This is a genomic window from Mitsuaria sp. PDC51 (assembly GCF_900113225.1).
Taxonomy (GTDB): Bacteria; Pseudomonadota; Gammaproteobacteria; order Burkholderiales; family Burkholderiaceae_C; genus Roseateles.
Map to the genome: position 1 here is coordinate 664,411 of NZ_FOZE01000002.1, position 25,140 is coordinate 689,550.

A 25,140-nucleotide genomic window follows, 5' to 3' on the forward strand; every position below is an offset into this window, starting at 1 on the left:
GCACCCCTCCAGCGGCTCACGCCTCGACGATCTCCACCGATGTCGTGATTTCCGCCGTCTTCGCCAGCATGATGCTGGCGGAGCAGTATTTCTCGTGGGACAGCTGGACGGCGCGTTCGACCGCCCCTTCGGGCAGCCCCTTGCCGGTGACGACGAAGTGCATGTGGATCTTGGTGAACACCTTGGGATCCGACTCGGCGCGATCGGCGCTCAGCTTGACCTGGCATCCCCGCACGTCGTGGCGGCCGCGCTTCAGGATCAGCACGACGTCATAGGCGGTGCAGCCTCCCGTCCCGGCCAGCACCGTTTCCATCGGCCTCGGCGCCAGATTGCGGCCACCGCCGTCCGGAGAGCCGTCCATGTTGATCATGTGGCCGCTGCCGGTTTCCGCGATGAAGCTCATGCCATCGGCGCCCATCCAGTTGATCGTGCATTCCATTCGTCGTTCCTTGGTTCGATGGGCCAGGTCGGGCGCCTTCGGCACCCTGACCCCATTTTTTCGATCCCCGCCGTGTTGCAGCGATCGACTCTGGCGGTGATTTTGCGCATTTAGAGGCCCGACTCCATGGTCGAAGCCCTCGAAAAATATTGCAGCGCAACATGCATCGCCCTAGAATTCTAGGCATGCGACAGCGCTACCCCACCCGTGGGGTCAGCCCCGCACCGATTGTCTCCTCCACCGCCTCCATGGTGGATTCAGCCCGAGGCCACAAGCCTCGGGCTTTTTTTCGCCCCTCGTCGGCCCCGCCCAGCCGCAAGGCTTGCTCCTCCAATCGCGAAAGCGCGCCCGCGCCGCGCCGCTGGCGAGCCACCGCGCCCCGGACAAACCCTCGCTATCATCGTCCGCCCGATGGTCGGCGCGTCCCGCGCGGTCAAGGGGAACTGGAGGGAATTCCATGGCCGGCACCCGCCGCGCATCGCGCAAGACCGTCTCGAAGCGCCCAGCGGCGCAGCACCCGGCGTTACTCCCCGCGGATCAGAGTTATCTGCAACGGATTCTTAACGCGAAGGTGTATGAGGTCGCGCAGGAAACCTCCCTCGACGCCGCCCGCAATCTCTCCAAGCGCATCGGCAACAAGGTCTGGCTGAAACGTGAGGATCAGCAGCCAGTATTCAGCTTCAAACTGCGGGGCGCCTATAACAAGATGGCAAATCTCGCGCCTGGGCAATTGGCCCGGGGGGTGATTTGCGCGTCCGCCGGGAATCACGCGCAGGGCGTGGCCCTGTCCGCGAAGAAACTCGGCTGCCGGGCCGTGATCGTGATGCCGGTGACCACGCCCAAGGTCAAGATCGACGCCGTCCAGGCCCTGGGCGGCGAGGTAGTGCTGGCCGGCGAATCCTTCACCGACGCCTACGGCCACGCGCTCGAACTGGAGCGCGAGCAAGGCCTGAGCTTCGTCCATCCCTTCGACGACCCCGACGTCATCGCCGGCCAGGGCACCATCGCGATGGAGCTGCTGCGCCAGCACCCGGGGCCCATCGACGCCATCTTCGTGGCCATCGGCGGTGGCGGCCTGATCGCCGGCGTGTCGGCCTACATCAAGGCAGTGCGGCCGGAGATCAAGATCATCGGCGTCCAGACCAAGGATTCCGACGCGATGGTGCGTTCGGTGCGCGCCGGCAAGCGCGTCGCGCTCAGCGACGTCGGGCTGTTTTCCGACGGCACCGCGGTGAAGCTGGTGGGCGAGGAAACCTTCCGCATCTGCCGCGAGCTGGTCGACGACTACGTCCTGGTCGACACCGACGCCGTCTGCGCCGCGATCAAGGACGTCTTCGTCGACACGCGCAGCATCCTCGAGCCGGCCGGTGGTCTGGGCGTCGCCGCGATCAAGCAGTACGCGGCGCAACACGGGACCAAGGGCGAAACCTACATCGCCATCACCTGCGGCGCGAACATGAACTTCGACCGGCTGCGCTTCGTGGCCGAGCGCGCCGAGGTCGGCGAGGAGCGCGAGGCGCTGTTCGCCGTCACCATCCCCGAGGAGCGCGGCAGCTTCCGCCGGTTCTGCGAACTGGTCGGTGGCCGCAGCGTCACCGAGTTCAACTACCGCATCTCGGACCGGAACGAGGCGCACGTGTTCGTTGGCGTCTCCATCGCCAAGCGCGAGGAAGCCGACAAGCTGGCCCGCAGCTTCGAGAAGCACCGCTTCCCGACGGTCGACCTCACCGACGACGAACTGGCGAAACAACATGTGCGCCACATGGTCGGCGGTCGGACCGAGCTGGCCGAGAACGAGCGCCTGTTCCGCTTCATCTTCCCGGAGCGGCCCGGCGCGCTGATGCGTTTCCTGTCCAGCATGAGCCCGGACTGGAACATCAGCCTCTTCCATTACCGCAACCAGGGTGCCGACTACGGCCGCATCCTCGTCGGCCTGCAGGTGCCCAAGGGCGACGGCAAGGCGTTCAAGACCTTCCTCGACCAGCTGAACTATCCGTACACCGAGGAAACCGACAACCCGGTCTACCGCCTCTTCCTGCGCTGATCGGCTCGCGCGTGAAGCGGCCGTGATCGACCGGGCGCTCGGCTCGCGGCGGTGATGGCTCAACGCCACCCGCTGCCCCACGGACAGGGGGCAGGCGCGGCGCGGCTGGGCAATTGCCGATGGCCGCCCCGCGACGCGGCACGAGAATGGCGGTCCCCATGTCGATTCATCAGTCCCTCATCTCGCCGACGGCCAATCCGGAACTGGAGCGCGCCCTGCGCCAGCGCCTCGAGCGCCGCTGCGCGCTGGCCGGCCGCCTGGGCGAACTCGAACCGCTCGCGGTGCGGCTGGGCCTGATCCAGGCCACGCAGACGCCCAAGTTCCGTGATCCAACGCTGGTGCTCTTCGCCGCCGACCACGGCCTGGCCGTCGACGGCATCGCACTGCCCAACGGCCGCAGCACGCGCGAGCAGGCGCTGCTGGCGCTGCAGCATCGGTTGCCCGCCACCGTCTTCGCGCGCAACCAGGGCATGCATGTCACGGTCGTCGACTGCGGCATCGCCGAACCGCTGAGCCCGCAGCAGCGGCTGCTCGCACGCAAGATCGCGCACGGCACCCGCAATTCGCGCGCCGGCCCGGCGATGACGCTGGACCAGGCCCATGCGGGCGTGCGCGTCGGCATGGAGATCTCCGACAACCTGGCCGGCAACGTGATCGCGTGCGCGGGCCTGGGGCAGGGATCGCTGGAGGCCTCGGCACTGGTGCTGTCCCGCCTGATGGACATGCCCGTGCAGGACTTCGTCATCACCGGCCCGGACATGCCGCACGAGGAGCTGTCCCACCTGATGCTGGTGCTGCAGGGCGCGCAGACGCGTCACCGCGACGTGCAGGAGCCGATGGCGGTGCTGGCGGCGTTCGGCGGTTTCGAACTGGCGGTCATGGTCGGCGCGATGCTGGTCGCGGCCTCCAAGCGCCAACTGATCCTGGTCGACGGCATTCCGGCGTGCGCGGCGCTGAAGGTGGCCTCGATGATCGCCCCGCCGGTGACCGACTACGCCGTCTTCTGCCGCAGCACCACCCATCGCGGCCTGGACGAGGCGCTGCAGCTCTTCCACGCCGCGGCGCTGCTCGAACTGGGCATGGAATGCGGCGATGGCACCGGTGCGACGCTGGCCTGGCCGCTGGTGCGCTGCGCGGCGGCGCTGCTGACGGAAGTGCAGGACCTGCCCGAAGGCTCGATCCACAGCCGGCCGTCCGACCTGCGCGAGACCGGTTCGAGCGCGCCGGGCGCCCTGCCCTCGGGCGCCGGTCGATCGACCCTGGGCAGCAAGTACTGACCCCGGCAGCCGCCGGTGTCCCGTCCTACTTGGTCGGGTTGGCGCTTCCGTCGCCCGGTACCGGCTGAGGCAAGGCCCCGCCGATGGCCGTCGGCGGCACGATGCCTTCGGGCCCCGGTCCGCCGGTCTGCGGCTGCCCCGGGTGGGCGCCGAACTGCGGCGGCGGCATCGCGCCCGGCGGCAGTTGACCCGGCAGCATCTGGCCAGGCACGGCTTCGGCGCCGCCGGCGCCCGGCGCGAGGCTCAATCTCACCGAGACCGCGTCCCCCGCGCCGAGCCCGACATCCCGCCGGTTGATCTCGATCAGCTTGAGGTCGCCGTCGACGACCTGCCCGACGCGCACCGGCTTGGGCAGCCCACCGGCGACAGCGATCAACGCGACGCCCTCGCCCGGATGGCGGGCATTCATCGAGGGCGCCACGACGCCCAGCAGCTGGTAGCGCGAGGAAGCGGCTTCGACCGGCGCTTCCGCGGCCTTGGCGGCGGCGAACAGGCGGGTCCAGTCGGCCGGCGCGCCGTCGGCGATCGCGGGGCGCGTCATCGCCGGCGCCTGGGGGCCCTTGGCCATGAGCATCAACGCCCAATACGCGAGGCTGGCCGCCAGCAGCGCCCAGACGACGAAGCTTAACCATCGTGCATGCATCCGACGATTATGATGCAGCGCGATGAGCCGCCGAGGGCGGCTCCGCGAGGATTGCCACACCATGCGCCGACCCCTGTCTCCGCGCCGCGCGCGCGGCTTCACGCTGATCGAACTGATCGTCGCCATCACCATCGTCGCCGTCATGGGCGCGGTGGTCGTTCCCGCGGTGATGAACCACGTCTCCGAAGCCCGCCGCACCGCGGCCCGGTCCGACGTGAACACGCTGATGCAGGCGCTCAAGCTCTACAAGATGGACAACGGCCGCTACCCGAGCGGCGAGCAGGGCCTGGGTGCCCTGGTGGCCAAGCCGACCAACGGCCCGGCCGCGCCCAACTGGAAGGTCTACATCGAGAAGCTGCCCAAGGACCCCTGGGGCAATGCGTACCAGTATGACAACCCCGGCCTGAAGGGCGAGGTCGACGTCTACAGCCTGGGCGCGGACGGCAAGCCCGGCGGCGAAGGCAACGACGCCGACGTCGGCTCCTGGGAGTGAGCGCACGGCCCGCCGCGCGTTCCACCTCCCCACCGTCCCGCTCCTTCATCGACCGCTCCGAGCCGTGCGCGCGCGTCCGTCCGGCCGTCCGTCCCAGCGCGGCTTCACGCTGATCGAGCTGATCGTGGCGATCACCATCGTGGCGATCGCCAGCGCGACCGTCGCGGTCGCCGTGCGGGACCGCGCCGACGTGCAACTCGAGCGCGAGGCGCTGCAGCTGGCCTCGGTGCTCGAGACCGCCCGGGCCGAGGCCCGCGCCGCGTCGCTGGACGTGCGCTGGGTGCCGGACGCGGGCAACGATGGCGGCCGCTACCACCTCACCGGCCTGCCCGCCCCGCTGGTCAGGCGACTGGGCCTGGAGCGCCCCTGGCTGGGCGACACGCCCATCGTCGAGATCCAGGGCGCCGCCGCCAACGGCCGCACGCTGCGCCTGGGACCGGAGCCGCTCATCGGCGCGCAGCGCGTCACGCTGATCCGCGGCGATCACCGGATCACGCTCGCCACCGACGGCCTGCGTCCCTTCGCGATCACCAAGGGAGGCGCATGAGCGGCGCCCTCCGCCCCGGCCTGCCCCCGCCGCCCCTCGGGCGCGCCTCGCGTGCCGCCGGCTTCACCCTCATCGAGGTCCTGGTGGCGCTGACCATCGTCGCGCTGTGCCTGGCGGCCGGCCTGCGGGCCGCGGGCGCGATGACCTCGAATTCGGACCGGCTCGCCATCAACTCGCTGGCGCAGTGGTGCGCCGAGAACGAGCTGACCGAGATGCGCCTGACCAAGACCTTCCCCGGCGTCGGCGACAACAGCGCCAGCTGCACGCAGATGGGTCGGGACTTCAACGTCAGGCTGGCGGTCCGCTCGACGCCCAATCCCAATTTCCGGCGCGTCGAGGCGCAGGTCTTCGACGACCGCGACCGCCCGCTGCTGACCCTGACCACCATCGTGGGGCGCAACTGATGCGACGCCCGGGCGGTTCCTCCCTCCGGCGCGCGGCGCGCGGGTTCACCCTGATCGAGGTCGTGGTCGCGCTGGTCGTGATGGCGGTGATGTCGGTGATGGCCTGGCGCGCGGTGAGCGCGCTGACCACCAGCCGCGAGCACAACGAAGCCGCGATGGAGCGCGCCGAGACGCTGCAGACGCTGATGCGGCAGTGGGAACTGGACCTGCGCGAGGTGCAGGACAGCGGCGTGGTGCCCTCGGCGCTGGCCTTCGACGGCGCGACGCTGCGCATGACGCGCCGCCGCGAGACCGGCCTGCAGCTGGTGGCGTGGCAGTTGCGGGACGGCCGGCTGTCGCGCTGGGAATCGGCGCCGGTGGTGAACCGGGACGACCTGCAGGACGCCTGGTTCCGCAGCCAGCAGCTCAGCGCCGAGGAACTGCGCGCGATGCCGGGCCTGGACGGCGTGCTCGGCTGGCAGATGTTCTTCTTCCGCGGCAACGCCTGGTCCAACGCGCAATCCAGCGGCGAGCTGGTGCCGCAGGACCCGGCCGCCTCGTCGCCGACCGGGCCCAATGCGCCAAAGCAGCGCGTGGCCGTGCCGCAGGGCGTGCGCATGCGGCTGCAGTTCGGCGAGGGCAGCGGCTATCGCGGCGAACTGGTCCGCGAGGTCGCGGTGGAAAGCAACGGCTCATGAGCAGGCCTCGTTCGCCATCGCGTCCGGCACAACCGCCTCGCGGCGCCGCGCTGCTGACCGCGCTGCTGATCGTGGTGCTGGTGACCACGCTGTCGGCCGCGATGCTGTGGCGGCAGGCGCGCAGCATCCAGATCGAGGCCGCCGACCGCGGCCGCGCCCAGGCGGACTGGGTGCTGCAGGGCGCGCTGGACTGGGCGCGGCTGATCCTGCGCGAGGACAAGCGCAACAACATGAACGCGCGCGACGGCAAGCCGGCCTCGGACGACCTCACCGAGGTCTGGTCGGTGCCGCTGGCCGAGGCGCGCCTGTCCAGCTTCCTGTCGCAGGACGAGAACAACTCGGCCGACGCCGGGCCGGACGCCTTCCTGTCCGGCCACATCGAGGACGCGCAATCGCGCTTCAACCTGCGCAACCTGGTCGACAACAAGCCCGAGGAAGTGCGCGCCGCGGCCCAGCTCTTCCAGGCCGCCGGGCTGAGCACCAACCTGGTCGAGCAGTTGCGGCTCAGCATGAACTACGCGGCCGTGCCCGCCAGCGCGCCGTCCGGCGAGGTGCCGCTGCTGCCCACGCGGCTGGCGCAGCTGCGCTGGCTCGGCCTGAACGAGGAGCAGATCCGGCGCCTGAGCACGCTGGTGGTGATCCTGCCCAAGCGCACCCCGGTCAACGTGAACACCGCGCCGCGTGAGGTGCTCGCCGCGGTGCTGTTCACCGACACCGGCTCGGCGGACCGCATCGTGCGCCAGCGCCAGGTCAAGCCCTTCCGGAGCTTCGAGGACCTCAAGCCCTTCGTGCCGCAGGAGCCGGCGCTCAGCGCCGAGCGCACCGCCTTCACCAGCGACTTCTTCTTCGTCGAGGGCCAGCTGCGCATGGACGACCGCGTGCTGGCGCAGCGCTCGCTGGTCGAGCGCCGCAACCTCGAGATGGTCGTGCTCGACCGCGAACGCCTGCAACGGCTGTCCACGCTGCCCGGCACCGCCGCCGGCTACGGGGCCACGCCTTGAACCCGTCGACACGCGACGCGGCCGCAGGGCCTCCGGCGTCGACGCCGACACGACTGGACACACGAGGGACGGGATGCACGGACATGTAAAGGCTCAACTACGGGCTTCTTCGGGGGCCGGCGGCGCCGAAGCGTCATGCAAGCCCTCCTAGAATCCGCGATCTCATGAGTACCCTGCTCATCCTGCTGCCGGCCCACCCGCCCCAGGGCGGCCCCGCGCAAGACTACGAATACTGGTTCAGCCACGACGCGCAAGCGCCCGCCCACGCCCGGGGGCACGGCGAGCGCGCGCCGCTGTCCGCCTTGCCGCGCGCCGACCGCGTGATGGCGCTGATCGGCGACGACCAGCTCAGCTGGCTGCCGGCGCAGCTGCCCAAGGTCAAGGGCGCGAAGCTGCGCGGCGCCGTCGTCGGCGTGATGGAGGACCAGCTGCTCGAGGATCCCGAGCGGCTGCACTTCGCGCTGCTGGACAGCCCCGACGCCGACGGCCGCACCCACTGGGTCGCCGTGACCGCCCGCGAGCCGCTGCGCGCGCACCTGCAGGCGATCGAGGCGGCCGGGCTGCTGGTCGAGTCGCTGCTGCCGCTGTCCTGGCCGCAGCCGGTCTCGGGCAGCGCCGATGGCGGCTACGTCCACGCTGGTGCCGACGGGCGCGCGCGGCTGCGGGTCTCGCGCGCCGACGGCGTGGCGACCTTCCCGCTGGACAGCGGCGGCCTGCGCAACTGGCTGGGCGAGGACTGGTGGCAGCAGGCCCCGGTCAGCGCCAGCCCCGCCGCCGCGGCCGAGGCCGAGCAGTGGCTGGGCCGTCCGGTGCGGGTGCTGAGCGACACCGACCGCGCCTGGGCTGCGCGCCAGGCGCCGGTCAACCTGCTGCAGTTCGACCTCACGCCGCGCCAGCGCGGCTGGCAGCGCCTGTACCAGGCCTGGCAGACGCTGCAGACGCCGGCCTGGCGGCCCTTCCGCTGGGGCGTCGTCGGCCTGGTCGCGGTGCAGGTCATCGGCCTGAACGCGATGGCCTGGCAACAGGGCCGCGCCATCGACGCGCGCAAGGCCGAGCAGGAGGCGCTGCTGCGACAGAGCTTCCCGCAGGTGCGCGTGGTCCGCGACGCCCGCGCGCAGATGGTGCGCGAGACCGAGGCGCTGCGCGGCGGCGCCGGGCAGGTCGGCCCGGGTGACCTGGAAGACCTCCTCGCCGCCGTGGCCCGCGCCACGCCGCCGGGCGAGCCGCCGCTGCCGGGCCTGCGCTTCGAACCCGGCCGGCTGCAGTTGACCGGCCTGGGCGCGCCGCAGCGCGCGCAGCTGCGCGAGCGGCTCGGCCGCGATCCCGCGCTGCGGGTCGCCGAGGACGGCGATGCGCTCCAACTCAGCCTGCGACCCGAGAACCGATGAACAGCTTCACGACGATGCGCCGCGACCTCGAGGCCCGCTGGCAGGCGGCCGCGCCGCGCGAGCGCCTGATCGCGCGCCTGGCCGCGGCCTTCATCGGCCTGCTGCTGCTGTGGCTGGTCGCGCTCGCGCCGGCCTGGGGCACGCTGCGCAAGGCGCCCGGCGAGCTGGACCGGCTCGACCGCGAGCTGCAGCAGATGCGCGCGATGGCGATGCAGACGCAGGCGCTGAAGCAGGCGGTGCCAGTCTCGGCCGAGCAGTCGGTGGCGGCCCTGCGCGCCGCGACCGCGCGGCTGGGCCCGGCCGCCGAATTGACGATCACCGGCACCCAGGCGCAGCTGCGCCTGCGCGGCGTGCCCGGCGGCGCGCTGGCGATGTGGATCGGCGAGGCGCGCCAGGGCGCGCGCGCCAGACCGCAGGAGGCCGAGCTGCAATCCGGACCGCAGGGCTACAGCGGCCGCCTGACGCTGCTGCTGCCCGCCGCGGCGGGGAACTGAGCGATGGCCCGACGATCGAGCGCCCGGCTCACGACGTCGACGGCCAACGCCGCCTCGACCACCGGTTTCGTCCGCGCCTTCCGCTGGGCCGAGTTCGGCGCGGTGCTGGGCCTGGTGACGGCGGTCGTCGCCTGGGCGCCGGCGGCCTGGCTGGCCTCGGCCGTGTCCTCGGCGACCCACAAGCGCCTGGTGCTGGCCGACGCCCGCGGCACGCTGTGGAACGGCAGCGCCCGGCTGATCCTGAGCCCCGGTCCCGGCAGCCGCGACGCCAGCGAGCTGCCGCAGCGCCTGGGCTGGACGATGCGGCCGGGCTGGATCGACGGCGGACCGGGCCTGCGCCTGACGCTGGACCAGTCCTGCTGCATCAAGCCGGCCGCGCCGCTGACGGCGAGCTTCGGCCTGGACCGCCTCACCGTGCGGCTGCCCGACGCGACGCCGGAGCAGCCGTGGATCCGCTGGCCGGCCGGCTGGCTGTCGGGCCTGGGCACGCCCTGGAACACGCTGGCGCCGGACGGCGTCATCGCCATCAGCGCGCAGGGCTTCGTCTTCGAGGGGCGCGGGGCCGCGGTCAACGTGAGCGGCGTGGCGCAGGTCGAGCTGCGCGACTTCTCCTCGCGCCTGGCGCAGGTGGCGCCGCTGGGCAGCTACCGGATGGGGCTGGTGGGCGGCGGGCAGACGCCGCAGCTGATCCTCACGACGATCCAGGGCCCGCTGCAACTGAGCGGCCAGGGCAGCCTGGGCGCGAAGCGGGCGCAGTTCCGGGGCGAGGCGACGGCCGCCCCGGGCAGCGAGGCCGCCTTGGCCAATTTGTTGAACATCATCGGGCGCCGCGAGGGCGCGCGCTCGATCATCTCGGTGGGATGAGCATGAACAAGCACATGATGCGACCGACGGCGCTGGGCATGGCGATCAGCCTGATCGCGGGCAGCCTGCCCCTGCAGGCCGGCGCACAGTCGAATCAGCAGCAGAACCGCCGACAGCCGGCCGTGCGCGCGAGCACGCCGGTCACGCTGAATTTCGTCAACACCGACATCGAGGCGGTCTCGCGCGCGATGTCCGCCGCGCTGGGCAAGCCGATCCTGGTCGATCCCCGGGTCAAGGGCACGATGACGCTGACCGCCGAGCAGCCGGTGCCGGTGCAGGAGGCCTACCTGAGCTACCTGGCGGCGCTGCGCGGCATGGGCTTCTCGATGGTGGAGTCCGGCGGGCTGCTCAAGCTCGTGCCCGAGGCCGAGGCCAAGCTGCAGACCGGCGCGGTGACCATCGCCGGCGAATCGCGCGCCCGCGGCGACCAGGTCATGACGCAGATCTTCAAGCTCAACCACGAGAACGCGAACAACCTCGTGGCGGTGCTGCGCCCGCTGATCACGCCCAACAACACGATCAACGCCAACCCGGGCAACAACAGCCTGGTGATCACCGATTACGCCGAGAACCTGCAGCGCATCAGCCGCATCGTCGCGGCGCTGGACCAGCCCTCCAACACCGACATCGAGGTGATCCCGCTGCGCAACGCGGTGGCCTCGGACATCGTGCAGCTGGTGCAGCGGCTCTCCGACGGCGTCGGCGGCGCGCAGGGCGTGGTGACGCCGCAGGGCGCGGCCGGCGGCGGCAGCAGCAGCGTCATGGCCGATCCGCGCAGCAACGCGCTGATCGTGCGCGCGTCCAACCCGGCCAAGCTGATGCAGCTGCGCGCGATGATCGCCAAGCTCGACCAGCCCAGCACCGACACCGGAGGCAGCATCCGGGTGATCTACCTGAAGAACGCCGACGCGGTGCGCCTGGCCACGGTGCTGCGCGCGGCCTACACGAACAATGCCGGCCCGGGCGCGGGCGGCGGATCGAACAGCAACTCGGGCAGCGGCACCGGCAGCTTCGCCGGTGCGCAGACCGGCAGCGCCGGCACCAGCGGCGGTTTCGCGGGCAACAGCTCGTCCTTCGGCGGCAGCTCGACGAGCTCCGGCAGCAGCGGCTCCTCGAGCAGCGGCAGCGCGTCGACGCAGGTCAGCCAGACGGCGCAGGTCAACACCGGCGGCTTCGTGCAGGCGGACCCGGCGACCAACTCGCTGATCATCACGGCGCCCGAGCCGATGTACCGCCAGATCCGCGCCGTCGTCGAGCAGCTCGACACGCGCCGCGCGCAGATCTACGTCGAGGCGCTGATCGTCAAGGTCGACGCCTCCAAGGCCGGCCAGTTCGGCGTGCAGTTCCAGCAGCTCTTCGGCGAAGGCGCGATCGGCACCAACTTCGGCGCCGGCTACGCCAACATCCTCAACCTGACCGCGGCCACCGCCGGCGGCACCTCGGGCGTCAGCACCGCGATCCAGAGCGGCCAGATCCCGACCGGCCTGAACGTGGGCATCATCAAGAAGGTCGGCAGCCTCTACACGCTGGGCGCCATCGCCAACGTGCTGGGCTCGGTCAGCGGCACCAACGTGCTGTCGACGCCGTCGATGATCGTCCAGGACAACGAGGAAGCCGACCTGCTGATCGGCAGCAACGTGCCGGTGCTGACCGGCAACTCGACGACCACCTCGGGCACCACCACCAGTCCCTTCCAGACCTTCGAGCGCCGCGACGTCGGCCTGCGGCTGAAGGTGCGCGCGACCGTCGGCGAGAACGGCACGGTGCGCATGAAGGTCTACCAGGAGAATTCCAGCGTCGTCGCCTCGGCCAACTCGGCCACCCAGGGCCCGACCTTCGACAAGAGCGCGGTGGAGACCTCGGTGACGCTGGAGGACGGCCAGGTGCTGGTGCTGGGCGGCCTGCTCAAGGACGAGTACGTCGACGGCGAGGACAAGGTGCCGGGCCTGGGCGACATCCCGCTGCTGGGCAACCTGTTCAAGAACCAGACCCGCAAGCGGACCAAGTCCAACCAGATGATCTTCCTGCGGCCGGTGCTGCTGCGCACGCCGGAGAGCGCGCTGGCGCTGACGATGGACCGCTACGACGCGATCCGCGCCTACCAGCAGGAGTCGCAGCCCAAGGCGTCCATGGTGCTGCCCGACACCGGCGCGCCGATCCTGCCGGAGAAGCCGGCCTCGGCGCCGCCGGCCCAGCTGCCGCTGCCGGTCTATCCGGCCTCGTCGCCGGTGCCGGGCCCCGCCGCGCCGGCCAGCGCGCCGCAGGGCCGCTGAGCCGGGAGCCGCCATGGCCAGCCGCCATCCCCTTCCCTACGCCGTCGCGAAGTCGCAGCAGGTGCTGCTCGAGGACGACGGCCAGCAGCGCACCCTGTGGGCCACGCCGGCGCTGTCGCTGCCGGTGCTGTCGGAACTGCAGCGCGTGTACGCGCCCTCGCGCATCGAATGCCTGAGCGTGGCCGAGCTGTCGCAGCGCGTCCAGGCGGCCTACGCGGGCGGCGAGGACAGCGCCGCGCTGGTGGTGGGCGAGGTCGAGAGCGCCGTCGACCTGTCGCGCCTGATGCAGGACTTGCCCGCGGTCGAGGACCTGCTCGAGACCGCCGACGACGCGCCCATCATCCGCATGCTCAATGCGCTGCTGACGCAGGCCGCCAACAACGGCGCCAGCGACATCCACATCGAGCCCTACGAGCGCGAGAGCTCGGTGCGCTTCCGCGTCGACGGCACGCTGCGCGAGGTGGTGCGCCCGAACCGCGCGCTGCATGCGGCGCTGATCTCACGGCTGAAGATCATGGCGGAGCTCGACATCGCCGAGAAGCGCCTGCCGCAGGACGGCCGCATCTCGCTGCGCATCGGCGGCCGCGCGATCGACGTGCGGGTGAGCACGCTGCCGTCGGCGCACGGCGAGCGCGCGGTGCTGCGCCTGCTGGACAAGTCGGAGTCGCGCTTCACGCTGGCGGCGCTGGGCATGGACGGCGAGCGGCTGGAGCGCTTCCAGCGCCTGGCGCAGCAGCCGCACGGCATCGTGCTCGTGACCGGCCCGACGGGCTCGGGCAAGACGACGACGCTGTACGCGGCGCTGCAGACGGTCGACACCTCGACGACCAACGTGCTGACCGTCGAGGACCCGATCGAATACGAGCTGCCCGGCATCGGCCAGACCCAGGTCAACGCGCGCATCGACCTGACCTTCGCCAAGGCGCTGCGGGCCATCCTGCGCCAGGACCCGGACGTGATCATGATCGGCGAGATCCGCGATTACGAGACGGCGCAGATCGCGATCCAGGCCTCGCTGACCGGTCACCTGGTGCTGGCGACGCTGCACACCAACGACGCGGTCAGCGCGGTGACGCGCCTGACCGACATGGGCGTGGAGCCCTTCCTGCTGAGCTCGTCGCTGCTGGGCGTGCTGGCGCAGCGGCTGGTGCGCAAGCTCTGCCCGGTGTGCAAGTCGCCGGAGCCGCTGCCCGAGGGCGGCGCGCGCTACCACCCGGTCGGCTGCCCGGCCTGCGCCAGCAGCGGCTACAAGGGCCGGACCGGCGTGTACGAGCTGATGGTCTGCGACGACACCATCCGCGGCCTGATCCACAACCAGGCGGCGGAGTCCGAGCTGCTGGCCGCGGCGCGCGCCAACGGCCTGCGCTCGATGCGCGAGGATGGCGACCGGCTGGTGGCCGCGGGCGTGACGTCCGAAGAGGAAGTGCTGCGGGTCACGCGCGAGTGAGCGCGGCCGATCAAGACCGCGCGCCCTGACGCTACCCCCGACGCCGCACGACGCAGTCAATCACGAGGTTCCCAGCGATGCCCGCCTTCAAGTACGACGCCCTCGACGCGTCCGGCAAGTCCCAGCAGGGCCTGCTGGAGGCCGACACCGCGAAAGCCGCGCGCACGCAGCTGCGCGCGCAGGGGCTGGTGCCGATGGACGTGAAGCCGGTGGCGGCACCGGCCGGCAAGCAGTCGCGCTTCGCGCGGCGCGCCTTCAAGGCGGCAGGGCTGACGGTGTGGACGCGGCAGCTGGCGGGCTTGGTCTCGGCGGGCCTGCCGCTGGAGCGCTCGCTGTCGGCGCTGGCCGACGAGGCCGAGGATCCGCGCCAGCGCGAGCTGATGTCGCAGCTGAAGTCCGAGGTCAATGCGGGCTCGTCCTTCGCACGGGCGCTGGCGATCGCGCCGCGCGAGTTCGACGACGTCTACCGCGCGGTGGTCGCCGCCGGCGAGCAGAGCGGCGCGCTGGGCCCGGTGCTGGAGAGCCTGGCGGACGACCTCGAGGAGCAGCAGCGGCTGCGCTCGGAGCTGTTCGGCGCGCTGGCCTATCCGGTGATCGTCTGCATCATCGCGGTGCTGGCGGTGAGCTTCCTGCTGACCTACGTCGTGCCGCAGGTGGCGGCGGTCTTCACGCAGACCAAGCAGACGCTGCCGCTGCTGACGCGGATCATGATGGGCCTGTCCGACCTGATGCGGACCTGGGGCCTGGCGATCGTGGCGGTGCTGGCGGCGGTGTTCTTCGGCGCGCGCCAGATCCTCAAGCGCGAAGGTCCGCGGCAGCGTTTCGACGCCGCATGGCTGAACCTGCCGCTGCTGGGCCGGCTCTCGCGCGGCTACAACGCGGCGCGGTTCTCGGGAACGCTGGCGATGCTGGCCGGCGCCGGCGTGCCCATCCTGAAGGCGCTGCAGGCGGCGGCCGAGACGCTGTCCAACCAGGCGATGCGCGCCGACGCGCTGGACGCGCTGGCGCAGGTCCGCGAGGGCGCGCCGCTGGGCGCGGCGCTCGCCGGCAAGAAGCGCTTCCCGGGGCTGCTGTCGATGTTCGCGCGCCTGGGCGAGCAGACTGGCCAGTTGCCCGACATGCTGCAGCGCGCCGCGCGCCAGCTCGGCAACGAGGTCAAGCGCCGCGCGATGACGCTGGCCACGCTGCTGGAGCCGCTGCTGATCGTGGCCATGGGCGGCGTGGTGATGCTGATCGTGCTGTCGGTGCTGCTGCCGATCATGGACATGAACAAGCTGGCGGCGCAGTAGCCGGGCGCGGCGCGGCGCTTCGTCCAGCGGCAAGCAGCGGCCTCGGCCGCTTCTGCTGCTTCGGCTGCTTTGCCGCGTCGGCCGCTTCCGACCGCTAACGGACGAACGGCCGGACCGGCTCGGCCGCCGGGACCGCCGCCGTGTCGATCACCTGATCGACGAGATCAGCGAATCGACCCAGCGGGCACCCCCAAGCGCCGCCACACCCGGGTATCGCCACCGGCTTCACGGCCATGTCGCCCGGCGCATCGAAGCGGCCGCGGCGCAGCGCGCTCAAGGTCGGCATCGCGATGCCCAGCCGCACCTCGGCACTGGCCGCCCCGGCGACGAGATCGAAGACCAGCGCGCCGCCTGGCGGATAGTCATCCGGCCGTGCCGGGTCGTGCCAGTCCAGGCCCAGCAGTCCGGCCACCGCCGCCAGGTTGGTGTCGTGCCCGACCAAGAACACCGTGCCGGCGCCCACCCCCTGCGCATCGCCCGCGAGCGGTCGCGCGTTGCCCGCGCGCAGCGCCGCAGAGATCCGCGCCAGCAGATCGGAGGCGCGCCGCCGCGCCGCGACCGGATCGTCCTTCCACTGCTGCGCGAACGCCGCGTTGTGCAGTTCAACGACCCGACCGATGCCGGACTCGTCCAGGCGCCCCCAGGCTGGCGCCGGCAGGCCCTCGACGTACTCCAGCATCAGGTTCTCCGCCAGCGTCCCCATCGGCTTGCGCGGATCCGCCTGGTCGACCAGCAGCTGGTGCCCCGACGCGCGGGCCGCTTGCCGATCCGCTTCGCCAGCGCCGCCGATGAGCACGGCCTGGAGCTCGTCCAGCCCGTCCTTGGGAATGCGGTCCCGGCGCTTGACCGCGTCGGGGGAGACCTCCTCGTCCGACCCGGCGCTGCCCTGGAAGAGCGGATCGTGCTGCCCCGCCGGCAGGCCGAAGTGGCCAGCCTCCGGGCAACCGGGCAGCAGCCCCTCCATCAGCGCCTTCGCGCTCGCGTGGTTCCTGGGCGTGCTATCCGAAATCACGAGCAGCGGCGCCCCGGCACCGGCCGATGCCGGACATCTCGCCGCGAGCCGATCGAGGCCGAGCTCGTTTCGCCACCAGCCGCCCAGGGCCTTCATCGCCGCGATGCCATGCGGCGTCAGCTGTCCCGGCGCGACCGGCCACCGCGCCCAGGGCTCGGTGGCGAAGGGCGCGAGCGCCTCGGGCGACTTCGTCGGCGAGCGCACGCCGTGCCGCATCAGCACGATGCGCAGCACCGGCGCCTGCGCGGGCCGCGAGACCGGCGTTCCGGCGTCCTGCGCCTGCGCCTGCGCCGTCGGCATCGTCAGCATCAAGGCCGCCACCGCGGCGGCGACCGCGCTCGCGACGCGCGCGCCCATCAGAACTTCACCGCCATGTCGACGAACGCGCCCCGGCCCGGCAGGCCGAAGTACAGCGGCGCGCCGCTCACCGACTGGTTGCCGGCGAACGCGGTGAGCTTCCTCGCGTTGAACAGGTTGTTGACGTCGAGGCTGACGGAGAAGCCCTTCGTGCCCCAGGGCCCCTGGTCCGCGCGATAGCCGAGCGAGGCGTCCACGCTGCTGTAGCCCCCCAGGCGCTGGCTGTTGGCGAAGACGGTGGTGCCCTTGGCATCGGTCGTGTTGTCGACGCCGTATTGCGCGCCGACCATCTTGGTCATCAGCGAACCGAACAGCCCTTGCTTGTCGCCGTAGATCAGGCCGATGGCCGCGGTCGCCCGCGGCGTGCCGGCGACCCGCACCGACCCGCCCTTGTAGGTCGCGTGGTTGAGGCTGGCGTTGGCGTACAGGCTGAGCTGGCGCGTGAAGGCATAGGTGCCCTCGACCTCGATGCCCTTGTAGACCGCGCCGCCCGCGTTGACGTACACGCTCTCGCTGCCCGCGCCGCTGTCGATCGTCGTCTGGCTGATGTAGTTGCCGAAGTCGACGCGATAGACGTCGGCGCCGAAGTTGAACTCGCGCGTCGCATAGGCGGTGCCCAGCTGGTAGTTCGTCGTCAGCTCCGGATCCAGCCCGCGCGCGCCGTTGAGTTGGATCACGTTGACCGGCGGCGCGAGGAAGCCCTTGGCGACCTGCGCGTAGGCGGACCAGTCGTGGCTCAGCTGGTCGTGCACGCTGATCGAGGGCAGCCAGGCGTCGTAGGTCGCGCTGGCCTTGAGCGGCGCCGGCGGCGTCGACTTGTTGAGCTCGGCATCGATGCCGCGGCGCACGCTCGAGTAGCGCAGGCCCGGGCTCACCGTCACGCCCTCGGCCGCCTTCCAGTCGTACTGAACGTAGGGCTGGACGGTGTCGGTCGTGTCCTTCAGCCGGTAGTTGTCGGCATAGCCGTACTTCGTGCCGGTGGCCGCGCCCGTGGTGAAGTCGACCGGCGTCTGCCAGCGCGCGTCGTCGTTGCGCTCCACCCAGGCACCGACCTGCAAGCGCCCCGGCCCCGCTTCGCGCGCCAGGCGCAGCACGTCGCCATAGGCATGGAAGCCGTTGTCGGCCCGCTTGCCGGGGACGTCGGTCGCGACCTTGGTGGTCTTCTTTCCCGCCGCGTCGTAGAACTGCACGCCGTTGTGGGACGGATCGGTGTCGGTGGGATCGCTGGTCTTGTCCGACGCGTGGTCGAAGTCGTTGAAGTAGACCTTGTTGTCGACCGTCCAGCCGCCCAGCGTCGAGGTCACGCCGAGGTAGGTGAAGCTGGACCGGTAGCTCGCGCCGTTGTAGCCGGCATAGGTCTGCAGCGACGGGTCGTCGCCCAGGCCGAAGCGCCAGCCGTGCTGCGCGATCTGGTCGAGCGTCGCGCCTTGCACCGTGTTCTGGCGTTCGCGGTTGACGCTGGTGACGAAGGTCAAGGTCGTGTCGTCGCCCAGCGCGCTGACGGTCTTGAGGAACAGGTGCTTGCGGTCATCGCGCGTGTGCGACAGGAAGGTGTCGCTGGACTCCTTGGAGACCTCCGCGAAGACGCCGGTATCGCCGAAGTTGTGGTCCACCGACAGCCCGGCCGCGCGGGTGTTCCAGCTGCCCAGGGTGAAGTACGGCGTGATGCCGTCGACGCTGGCCGGATCGCGCGTGCGCAGTGCGATGGTGCCGCCGAAGGTGGCGTTGCCGATCGACGCGCCGCCGCCCGGACCGCGGTCGATCTGCGCCTGGCCCAGCACGTGGTTGCTGAAGTAGGCCGAGGTGGTGTGATGCAGGTCGCTCGCGTCGCCGAACGGGATGCCGTCGAAGGTGATGTTGAACTGGCCGTCCTGGAAGCCGCGCAGGCTGATGCCTTCGCTCTTGCCCAGGCCGGGGCCTTCCGGCGAGCTCACCGTCATGCTGGGCGCGTACTTGACGATGTCGTCGAAGTTGGCGTTGAAGCGCAGCGCGTCGCGGATGAAGCGCTCATCGATCACCGAGGTCGGCTGGCTGGCATTGAGCGGCGCGGCGCTGGGTGCGAGCGTGTTCACCGAATTGCCGGTGACGCTGACGACGTCCAGTGTCTGCACGCGCTTGTCGTCGTCGGCATGGGCGGACGGCAGGCAACTCAGCACCGCGGCGGCGGCGATCAATCGGCGCGCAGACAGGCGGGCGGACAGGCGGGCGGGGCGGACGAGCGGCATGGAGAGCGTCTGGCGGATGAAAAGCCGGCGATGCTGGGGCGCCCGGATGTCCGGTCGATGACAGTCGGGCGGCTGTCTCGGATCACCAAATCGACAAGAAGTGTCTGATTCATTGCGCCATCAATGCCGCGTCAACGCCTGATCACGACGACCTCACGCCGCCATGTCCGATCCGGCGGCGGCCCCCGGGACCCCTATCATCCCCACCCATGCCCGCCTCCCTCGACGGCCGCCTGGTGGTGGCCCTTTCCTCCCGCGCGCTGTTCGACTTCGAAGAGGAGAACCAGCTCTTCGAGAACAGCGACGACCGCGCCTACATGCGGCTGCAGCAGCAGCGCCTGGACGAGCCGGCCAAGCCCGGCACCGCCTTCTCGCTGGCGCGCAAGCTGCTCGCCTTCAACGCCCTGGGCGAGACGCCCCGCGTCGAGGTCGTCGTCCTGTCCCGCAACGATCCGATCTCCGGCATGCGCGTGTTCCGCTCCGCGCAGCATTACGGACTGACCATCGAGCGCGGCGTCTTCACCCGCGGGCAGAGCCCCTGGCGCTACCTGCGCCCGCTCAAGGCCGACCTGTTCCTCTCCGCCAACGAGGACGACGTGCGCTCCGCCCTCGCCGCCGGCGTGGCCGCGGCACGCGTCTTCCCGCAGTCGGCGCGCGCCTCGGCCGCCTATCCCGATGAGCTGCGCATCGCCTTCGACGGCGATGCCGTGCTGTTCTCCGACGAGGCCGAACAGATCTACCAGCGCGATGGCCTGGACGCCTTCCAGGCCCATGAACGCGAACGCAAGCTGACGCCCTTGCCCGCCGGTCCGTTCAAGGAAGTCCTGCACGCGCTGCAGCGCCTGCAGGCCGCGCCCGCCGCGCCGATGCGCCTGCGCACCGCGCTGGTCACCGCCCGCAGCGCCCCCGCCCATGAGCGCGCCATCCGCACGCTGATGGACTGGGACGTCGAGGTCGACGAGGCGATGTTCCTCGGCGGCCTGGCCAAGGGCGAATTCCTGCGCGAGTTCGAGCCCGACTTCTTCTTCGACGACCAGCACGGCCACATCCAGAACGCCGTCCCCCATGTGCCCGCCGGCCACGTCACGATGGGGGTGACGAACCGCTGACGCCCCGCCCGGCGCCAGAATCCGCGCCGCATGACTTCCGGCTGCCGTCCGGCCGGTTCCCTTCTCGTTCCAACGCTCCGTCCCCGGACTCCCACAAGGAAGACCTCGATGCGCATCACGCTCCGCCGCCTGGCCATCGCCTCGGCCTGCTCGATGGCCACCCTGGCCATCGCCGCAGAATCCACCGCCACCTCGGCCGCGACCTCGGCTGCCGCCCTCGGCGCCGCCGACGCCGTCGCCCGCGGCGCGGCCGCCCGTGCGGCGCTCGTCGATCCGGCGCTGGGCTTCTACCGCCAGCCCGCGCTGCGTGGCGACCGGCTGGTCTTCGTGGCCGAGGGCGACCTGTGGCAGGCCTCCGCCGCCGGCGGCACCGCCCAGCGCCTGACCACCCATGGCGGCGTCGAGACCTATCCCGCCCTGTCCGCCGATGGCCGCTGGATCGCGTTCACCGGCCAGCAGGAAAGCGCGAGCGACGTCTTCGTCATGCCGGCCGCCGGCGGCGTGCCCCGCCGCCTGACCTGGGACACCGGCGCGGTGCGCGTCTGGGGCATCACCGCGCAGAACGAGGTGCTCTACACCGGCAACACCGAGCGCGGCGAGCCCGGCACCCAGTTGCACCTGGTCGACATCGCCACCGGCAAGCACCGCGCGCTGCCGGTCGGCCAGGCCAGCGACGGCGCGCTCAGCGCCGACGGCAAGACCCTGTACTTCACCCGCAACGGCCTGCGCGGCGACAACGCCCGCCAGTACCGCGGCGGCGCCCTGGCCCGGCTGTGGGTGATGGACCTCACCGGCAGCGCCGAGGCCCGGCCGCTGGTCCCCGAAGGCGCCAACGACCGCCGGCCGATGCCCTACGTCGACGCCGGCGGCAACGCCCGCATCGCGTTCCTGTCCGACCGGGACGGGACCTTCAACCTCTGGTCGGTCAAGGCCGACGGCTCCGACCCGCGCCAGCACACCCGCCTCAAGGGATGGGACATCCGCCATGCGAGCCTGGACGGCGCGCAGGCGGTCTTCGCCGTCGGCGCGGACCTCTACCGCCTCGACCTGAACGGCAGCGCCGCCGAGCAGAAGCTGTCCATCGCCCTGGGCGGCGACTTCGACCAGCAGCGCAAGCGCTGGGTCAGCCGCCCGCAGGACTTCCTGACCGCGGTCTCGCTGTCGCCCAATGGCGAGCAGGTCGTGCTGACCGCGCGCGGCCGCCTGGCCACGCAAGGCGTCGGCCCGCTGCGCCGCGCCGAACTGCCGGTGCCCGCTAGCCTCGGCGACGCCGGCCGCTGCCGCGACACCGCCTTCAGCAGCGACAGCCGCGACGTCTTCGCGCTGTGCGACTACAGCGGCGAACTCGAGATCTGGCGCCTGGCCGCCAACGGCGCCGGCCAGCCGCGGCAGGTCACCGAAGGCGCCACCGCGATGCGCCGCAGCCTGTCGCCCTCGCCCGACGGCCGCTGGATCGCCCACACCGACAAGGAAGGCCGCCTCTTCCTCACCGACCTCAAGAACCCCAGCCGCGCCGCCGCGACCCGCGAGGTCGACCACGACACGCTCGGCGACGGCGCGGCCTCGCTGTCCTGGTCCGCCGACGGCAAGGCGCTGGCCTTCGTCCGCGCCACCAGCAACCCCTATCGCGAGCAGCTGATGCTGCTGACCGTCGCCGACGGCAAGGTCCACCAGCTCGGCAGCGACCGCTACGCCGCGACCGCGCCGGCCTTCAGCCCCGATGGCCAGTGGCTCTACTTCCTGTCGCGCCGCAGCTTCGACGTGACCGGCAACCCCGGCCCCTGGGGCGACCGCAACATGGGCCCGTTCTTCGACAAGGGCTGGAAGGTCTACGCGCTGGCGCTGCAGCCGGGCCTGCGCTTCCCGTTCGCGCAGCCGGATGAGCTCCAGGGCCTGAAGGCCAAGGAGGAGGCCGAGGTCCGCGAGCAGGAGAAGGACAAGCCCGACAACAAGGAATCGAAGCAGAAGGTCGACCAGGCCAAGGCCGCCGCGGTGAAGGAAGAGAAGCCCGCGGCCAAGGGCAAGCCCGAGATCCAGATCCCCGGCCTGTCGCTGCGCCTGTTCGAAGTGCCCATCGCCGCCGGCAACTACAGCGGCCTGGCCGTGGACTCCAAGCGCCTGTACCTGCACGAGGGCACCACGCTGCGCCAGCTGCCGATCGGTCCCGGCGAAACCAAGGTCGAGACCTTCGCCGAACAGGTCGGCGCCTTCGACCTGAGCGCCGACGGCAAGAAGCTGCTGATCCGCCGCCCCGCGGCACCAGGCGCCGCGCCGGAGATCCTGATCGTCGACGCCGGACCGAAGATCCCCGGCGACCTGGACAAGTCGCGCGTGCGCTGGACCGACTGGCAGATCGCCGTCGATCCCAAGGCCGAATGGCGCCAGATGTTCAACGACGCCTGGCGCATGCAGCGCGACTTCTTCTACGACAAGGACATGCACGGCGTGGACTGGACCGCGATGCGCGCCAAGTACGCGCCGCTGGTGGAACGCGTCACCGAGCGCAGCGAGCTGGCCGAGGTCATGGCGCAGATGGTGGGCGAGCTCAGCCTGCTGCACAGCCAGGTCGCGCCGGGCGAGCTGCGCAAGGGTGCCGAGGAACCCGGTTTCGCCGGGCTGGGCGCGCAACTCGAGCGCGACGCCAAGGGCTGGAAGATCGCCCGCATCTTCAGCGGCGATCCGGAACTGCCGGCCGACGCCGGCCCGCTGGCCGCGCCGGGGCTGAACATCCCGGTGGGCAGCGTGATCACGCAGATCAACGGCCGCGACGCGACCCAGGCCCCCGATCCCAGCGAACTGATGCGCGGCCAGGCCGGCAAGCAGGTGCTGCTGCAGGTGCGCGAGCCCTCCGGCAAGGAGCGCCCCGTCGTCGTCACGCCGGTCGACCTGCGCCGCGAAGGCCAGCTGCGCATCAACGACTGGCGCTACGGCCGCGCCCGGATCGTCGACACCGCCAGCAACGGCAAGATCGGCTACCTGCACCTGCGCGCGATGACTCGCGACGACATCGGCGACTTCGCCCGCGAGTTCTACGCGCAGAGCGAGCGCGAGGGGCTCATCATCGACGTCCGCCACAACAACGGCGGCAACATCGACAGCTGGATCCTGCAGACGCTGCTGCGCCGCGCCTGGGCCTTCTGGCAACCGCGCTCGCCTTACGGCAGCAAGCCCTATCCCAACATGCAGCAGGTGTTCCGCGGCAAGGTCGTCGTGCTGGCCAACGAGGAAACCTACTCCGACGGCGAAACCTTCTCCGAAGGCTTCAAGCGCCTGGGCCTGGGACCGGTCATCGGCAAGACGACCTCGGGCGCCGGGGTGTGGCTGTCCGACCAGAACCGGTTGATGGACAACGGGCTGATGCGCGCTGCGGAGAACGGACAGATCACCGTCGACGGCCAGTTCCTCGTCGAGGGCAAGGGCGTGACGCCGGACATCGAGGTCGACAATCCGCCGCGCGCGACCGCCAATGGGCAGGATGCGCAGCTGGATGCGGCGATCGCCTGGCTCAAGGATGCGATCGCGAAGGATCCCGTCAAGACGCCGAAGCCGGGGCCTTATCTGCGGCCGATCAAGCAGTGAGGCGTATGGGCAACCGGCGCTGCGCGACTGCGCGTCAGCCAGCGCGGCCCATCACAGGGTAGGAGGCCTCGCGTCCGCGAACCTCCCACCCTGTTCCGGGCCCGGAGGCACTCGCTGACTCCAAGCAGAACGGGAGGCCTCGGCCTCCCGTTTTGCATGGCGTGAGTCGGTCAGGTCAGATCAGGTGAGCGTCACGCGCGCGAACTGGCGCTTGCCGACCTGCAGCACCATCGTGCCGGCCTCGACCTTCAAGGCCTTGTCGCTGATGGTGACGCCATCGATCTTGACGCCACCCTGCTCGATCTTGCGGTTGCCCTCGCCGTTGGACGGCACCAGGTTGGCCGCCTTCAGCAGCGCGGCAATGCCCATCGGCGCGCCGCTCAGCGTCAGCTCGGGGATGTCGTCCGGAATGCCGCCGCGGGCCCGGTTGTTGAAGTCCGCCTCCGCGTCCTCCGCGGCCTGCGCGCTGTGGAAACGCGCGGTGATCTCCTTGGCGAGCATCACCTTCGCTTCCTTCGGGTTGCGGCCGCCCTCGATCTCGCGCTTCAGCGCCGCGATCTCCTCGATCGACTTGAAGCTCAGCAGGTCGAACCACTTCCACATCTGCAGGTCGCTGATCGACAGGATCTTGGCGAACATGCTGTTGGCCGGCTCGGTGATGCCCACGTAGTTGTTCTTGGACTTGGACATCTTCTCGACGCCGTCCAGGCCCTCCAGCAGCGGCATGGTGAGGATGCACTGCGGCTCCTGGCCGTACTCGGCCTGCAGGTGCCGGCCCATCAGCAGGTTGAACTTCTGGTCGGTGCCGCCCAGTTCCAGGTCGGCCTTCAGCGCCACCGAGTCGTAACCCTGCATCAGCGGGTAGAGGAATTCATGCACCGAGATCGGCGTGCCGGCCGCGTAGCGCTTGGTGAAGTCGTCGCGCTCCATCATGCGGGCCACCGTGTACTTGGCGGCCAGCTGGATCAGGCCGCGCGCGCCCAGCGGGTCGGACCATTCGCTGTTGTAGCGGATCTCGGTGCGCGCCGGATCCAGCACCAGGCTGGCCTGCTTGTAATAGGTCTCGGCGTTGTGCTTGATCTGCTCCGGCGTCAGCGGTGGGCGCGTGGCGTTGCGACCCGACGGGTCGCCGATCATCGAGGTGAAGTCACCGATCAGGAAGATCACCTGGTGCCCCAGGTCCTGCAGCTGGCGCATCTTGTTCAGCACCACGGTGTGGCCAACGTGGATGTCCGGCGCCGTCGGGTCCAGGCCCAGCTTGATCCGCAGCGGCTGGCCGGTGGCCTCGGACCGGGCCAGCTTCTTCAGCCATTCGTCCTGCGGCAGCAGTTCCTCGCAGCCCCGCAGCGATTGCTGCATCGCATGACGGACCCGGTCGGTGATCGGAAATTCAGCGGCCGGCGAGGACTGGGTTCGAATGTCAGACATGGCACTTCGGAGCCCGCACGGGCTTACGTAAAGTCTTGATTTATCGGGTTTTCTAGCACTTGCAACCCGGGCGCGCCGGTATACTGCCGGCTGTTTTTGCGGGGCGCCAGGAGGGCAAATCTCATGCCCGATGGGACGCTGCAACGCAAG

General features: G+C 70.9%; 20 protein-coding genes. 15 read left to right on the forward strand and 5 right to left on the reverse strand.

The window, feature by feature from the left end; translation table 11 throughout:
* Positions 1-16: 16 nt before the first annotated feature.
* The gene (locus tag BM393_RS14350; RefSeq protein ID WP_091727272.1) at positions 17-439 is read right to left on the reverse strand and encodes an OsmC family protein; all 423 of its coding nucleotides are present in this window, start codon (positions 437-439) and stop codon (positions 17-19) included.
* A gap of 457 nt (positions 440-896) precedes the next feature.
* On the opposite strand from BM393_RS14350, the gene ilvA reads away from it, so the two are divergent.
* Complete coding sequence (gene ilvA / locus BM393_RS14355; protein WP_091727275.1) at positions 897-2,483, forward strand: threonine ammonia-lyase, biosynthetic; 1,587 nt, start codon at positions 897-899, stop codon at positions 2,481-2,483.
* 158 nt (positions 2,484-2,641) lie between these two features.
* Positions 2,642-3,760: a nicotinate-nucleotide--dimethylbenzimidazole phosphoribosyltransferase gene (locus tag BM393_RS14360; protein WP_091727278.1), complete on the forward strand. Its 1,119-nt coding sequence runs from the start codon at positions 2,642-2,644 to the stop codon at positions 3,758-3,760.
* A gap of 25 nt (positions 3,761-3,785) precedes the next feature.
* Here the strand turns inward: BM393_RS14360 and BM393_RS14365 are convergent, their stop codons facing one another.
* The gene (locus tag BM393_RS14365) at positions 3,786-4,403 is read right to left on the reverse strand and encodes a hypothetical protein (protein WP_091727281.1); all 618 of its coding nucleotides are present in this window, start codon (positions 4,401-4,403) and stop codon (positions 3,786-3,788) included.
* A gap of 61 nt (positions 4,404-4,464) precedes the next feature.
* Between BM393_RS14365 and gspG the strand changes: the two genes are divergently transcribed.
* From gspG to gspF, 11 genes are all read left to right on the forward strand, one after another.
* The gene (gspG, locus tag BM393_RS14370; protein ID WP_091727285.1) at positions 4,465-4,896 is read left to right on the forward strand and encodes a type II secretion system major pseudopilin GspG; all 432 of its coding nucleotides are present in this window, start codon (positions 4,465-4,467) and stop codon (positions 4,894-4,896) included.
* Between the two features lie 64 nt (positions 4,897-4,960).
* On the forward strand, positions 4,961-5,443 hold the full coding sequence (locus BM393_RS14375; RefSeq protein WP_091727289.1) for a type II secretion system protein: 483 nt from the start codon (positions 4,961-4,963) through the stop codon (positions 5,441-5,443).
* On the forward strand, positions 5,440-5,847 hold the full coding sequence (gene gspI, locus BM393_RS14380) for a type II secretion system minor pseudopilin GspI (RefSeq protein ID WP_091727292.1): 408 nt from the start codon (positions 5,440-5,442) through the stop codon (positions 5,845-5,847). The genes BM393_RS14375 and gspI overlap by 4 nt, the downstream gene beginning before the upstream one ends.
* Complete coding sequence (locus tag BM393_RS14385) at positions 5,847-6,524, forward strand: prepilin-type N-terminal cleavage/methylation domain-containing protein (RefSeq protein WP_091727295.1); 678 nt, start codon at positions 5,847-5,849, stop codon at positions 6,522-6,524. Before gspI ends, BM393_RS14385 begins: the two co-directional genes overlap by 1 nt.
* A complete protein-coding gene (gspK, locus tag BM393_RS14390; protein ID WP_091727298.1) occupies positions 6,521-7,525 on the forward strand; it encodes a type II secretion system minor pseudopilin GspK in 1,005 nt (334 codons plus the stop codon). Before BM393_RS14385 ends, gspK begins: the two co-directional genes overlap by 4 nt.
* A gap of 164 nt (positions 7,526-7,689) precedes the next feature.
* The gene (gspL, locus tag BM393_RS14395; RefSeq protein WP_091727302.1) at positions 7,690-8,913 is read left to right on the forward strand and encodes a type II secretion system protein GspL; all 1,224 of its coding nucleotides are present in this window, start codon (positions 7,690-7,692) and stop codon (positions 8,911-8,913) included.
* Positions 8,910-9,407 (forward strand): type II secretion system protein GspM, encoded by a 498-nt coding sequence (gspM, locus tag BM393_RS14400; RefSeq protein WP_091727306.1) that lies wholly within the window; start codon positions 8,910-8,912, stop codon positions 9,405-9,407. Before gspL ends, gspM begins: the two co-directional genes overlap by 4 nt.
* A 3-nt stretch (positions 9,408-9,410) precedes the next feature.
* The gene (gspN, locus tag BM393_RS14405; RefSeq protein WP_091727310.1) at positions 9,411-10,271 is read left to right on the forward strand and encodes a type II secretion system protein N; all 861 of its coding nucleotides are present in this window, start codon (positions 9,411-9,413) and stop codon (positions 10,269-10,271) included.
* A 2-nt stretch (positions 10,272-10,273) separates the two neighbouring features.
* Positions 10,274-12,544: a type II secretion system secretin GspD gene (gene gspD, locus BM393_RS14410; RefSeq protein WP_254783450.1), complete on the forward strand. Its 2,271-nt coding sequence runs from the start codon at positions 10,274-10,276 to the stop codon at positions 12,542-12,544.
* 13 nt (positions 12,545-12,557) lie between these two features.
* The gene (gene gspE / locus BM393_RS14415) at positions 12,558-13,991 is read left to right on the forward strand and encodes a type II secretion system ATPase GspE (protein ID WP_091727319.1); all 1,434 of its coding nucleotides are present in this window, start codon (positions 12,558-12,560) and stop codon (positions 13,989-13,991) included.
* Positions 13,992-14,068: 77 nt separating this feature from the next.
* Positions 14,069-15,280 (forward strand): type II secretion system inner membrane protein GspF, encoded by a 1,212-nt coding sequence (gene gspF, locus BM393_RS14420; protein ID WP_091727322.1) that lies wholly within the window; start codon positions 14,069-14,071, stop codon positions 15,278-15,280.
* Between the two features lie 94 nt (positions 15,281-15,374).
* Here the strand turns inward: gspF and BM393_RS14425 are convergent, their stop codons facing one another.
* Both BM393_RS14425 and BM393_RS14430 read right to left on the reverse strand, forming a co-directional pair.
* On the reverse strand, positions 15,375-16,649 hold the full coding sequence (locus BM393_RS14425; protein WP_091727325.1) for a histidine-type phosphatase: 1,275 nt from the start codon (positions 16,647-16,649) through the stop codon (positions 15,375-15,377).
* On the reverse strand, positions 16,649-18,874 hold the full coding sequence (locus BM393_RS14430) for a TonB-dependent receptor (RefSeq protein WP_091727329.1): 2,226 nt from the start codon (positions 18,872-18,874) through the stop codon (positions 16,649-16,651). The genes BM393_RS14425 and BM393_RS14430 overlap by 1 nt, the downstream gene beginning before the upstream one ends.
* A gap of 209 nt (positions 18,875-19,083) precedes the next feature.
* Here BM393_RS14430 and BM393_RS14435 point away from each other — a divergent pair, with 209 nt between their 5' ends.
* Positions 19,084-19,983: a 5'-nucleotidase gene (locus BM393_RS14435; protein WP_091727332.1), complete on the forward strand. Its 900-nt coding sequence runs from the start codon at positions 19,084-19,086 to the stop codon at positions 19,981-19,983.
* Between the two features lie 108 nt (positions 19,984-20,091).
* Positions 20,092-23,562, forward strand: coding sequence for a S41 family peptidase (locus BM393_RS14440; protein WP_141225337.1), 3,471 nt, complete (start codon positions 20,092-20,094; stop codon positions 23,560-23,562).
* Between the two features lie 180 nt (positions 23,563-23,742).
* On the opposite strand, the gene tyrS is transcribed toward BM393_RS14440, so the two are convergent.
* Complete coding sequence (gene tyrS, locus BM393_RS14445) at positions 23,743-24,921, reverse strand: tyrosine--tRNA ligase (RefSeq protein WP_404932665.1); 1,179 nt, start codon at positions 24,919-24,921, stop codon at positions 23,743-23,745.
* Positions 24,922-25,140 lie beyond the last annotated feature (219 nt).

Bases quoted from the DNA above. Each gene is read 5' to 3' on its own strand.
- BM393_RS14350 (WP_091727272.1), bottom strand. From the start codon at position 439: ATGGAATGCACGATCAACTGGATGGGCGCCGATGGCATGAGCTTCATC.
- ilvA (WP_091727275.1), top strand. From the start codon at position 897: ATGGCCGGCACCCGCCGCGCATCGCGCAAGACCGTCTCGAAGCGCCCA.
- BM393_RS14360 (WP_091727278.1), top strand. From the start codon at position 2,642: ATGTCGATTCATCAGTCCCTCATCTCGCCGACGGCCAATCCGGAACTG.
- BM393_RS14365 (WP_091727281.1), bottom strand. From the start codon at position 4,403: ATGCATGCACGATGGTTAAGCTTCGTCGTCTGGGCGCTGCTGGCGGCC.
- gspG (WP_091727285.1), top strand. From the start codon at position 4,465: ATGCGCCGACCCCTGTCTCCGCGCCGCGCGCGCGGCTTCACGCTGATC.
- gspI (WP_091727292.1), top strand. From the start codon at position 5,440: ATGAGCGGCGCCCTCCGCCCCGGCCTGCCCCCGCCGCCCCTCGGGCGC.
- BM393_RS14385 (WP_091727295.1), top strand. From the start codon at position 5,847: ATGCGACGCCCGGGCGGTTCCTCCCTCCGGCGCGCGGCGCGCGGGTTC.
- gspK (WP_091727298.1), top strand. From the start codon at position 6,521: ATGAGCAGGCCTCGTTCGCCATCGCGTCCGGCACAACCGCCTCGCGGC.
- gspL (WP_091727302.1), top strand. From the start codon at position 7,690: ATGAGTACCCTGCTCATCCTGCTGCCGGCCCACCCGCCCCAGGGCGGC.
- gspM (WP_091727306.1), top strand. From the start codon at position 8,910: ATGAACAGCTTCACGACGATGCGCCGCGACCTCGAGGCCCGCTGGCAG.
- gspN (WP_091727310.1), top strand. From the start codon at position 9,411: ATGGCCCGACGATCGAGCGCCCGGCTCACGACGTCGACGGCCAACGCC.
- gspD (WP_254783450.1), top strand. From the start codon at position 10,274: ATGAACAAGCACATGATGCGACCGACGGCGCTGGGCATGGCGATCAGC.
- gspE (WP_091727319.1), top strand. From the start codon at position 12,558: ATGGCCAGCCGCCATCCCCTTCCCTACGCCGTCGCGAAGTCGCAGCAG.
- gspF (WP_091727322.1), top strand. From the start codon at position 14,069: ATGCCCGCCTTCAAGTACGACGCCCTCGACGCGTCCGGCAAGTCCCAG.
- BM393_RS14425 (WP_091727325.1), bottom strand. From the start codon at position 16,649: ATGGGCGCGCGCGTCGCGAGCGCGGTCGCCGCCGCGGTGGCGGCCTTG.
- BM393_RS14430 (WP_091727329.1), bottom strand. From the start codon at position 18,874: ATGCCGCTCGTCCGCCCCGCCCGCCTGTCCGCCCGCCTGTCTGCGCGC.
- BM393_RS14435 (WP_091727332.1), top strand. From the start codon at position 19,084: ATGCCCGCCTCCCTCGACGGCCGCCTGGTGGTGGCCCTTTCCTCCCGC.
- BM393_RS14440 (WP_141225337.1), top strand. From the start codon at position 20,092: ATGCGCATCACGCTCCGCCGCCTGGCCATCGCCTCGGCCTGCTCGATG.
- tyrS (WP_404932665.1), bottom strand. From the start codon at position 24,921: ATGCAGCAATCGCTGCGGGGCTGCGAGGAACTGCTGCCGCAGGACGAA.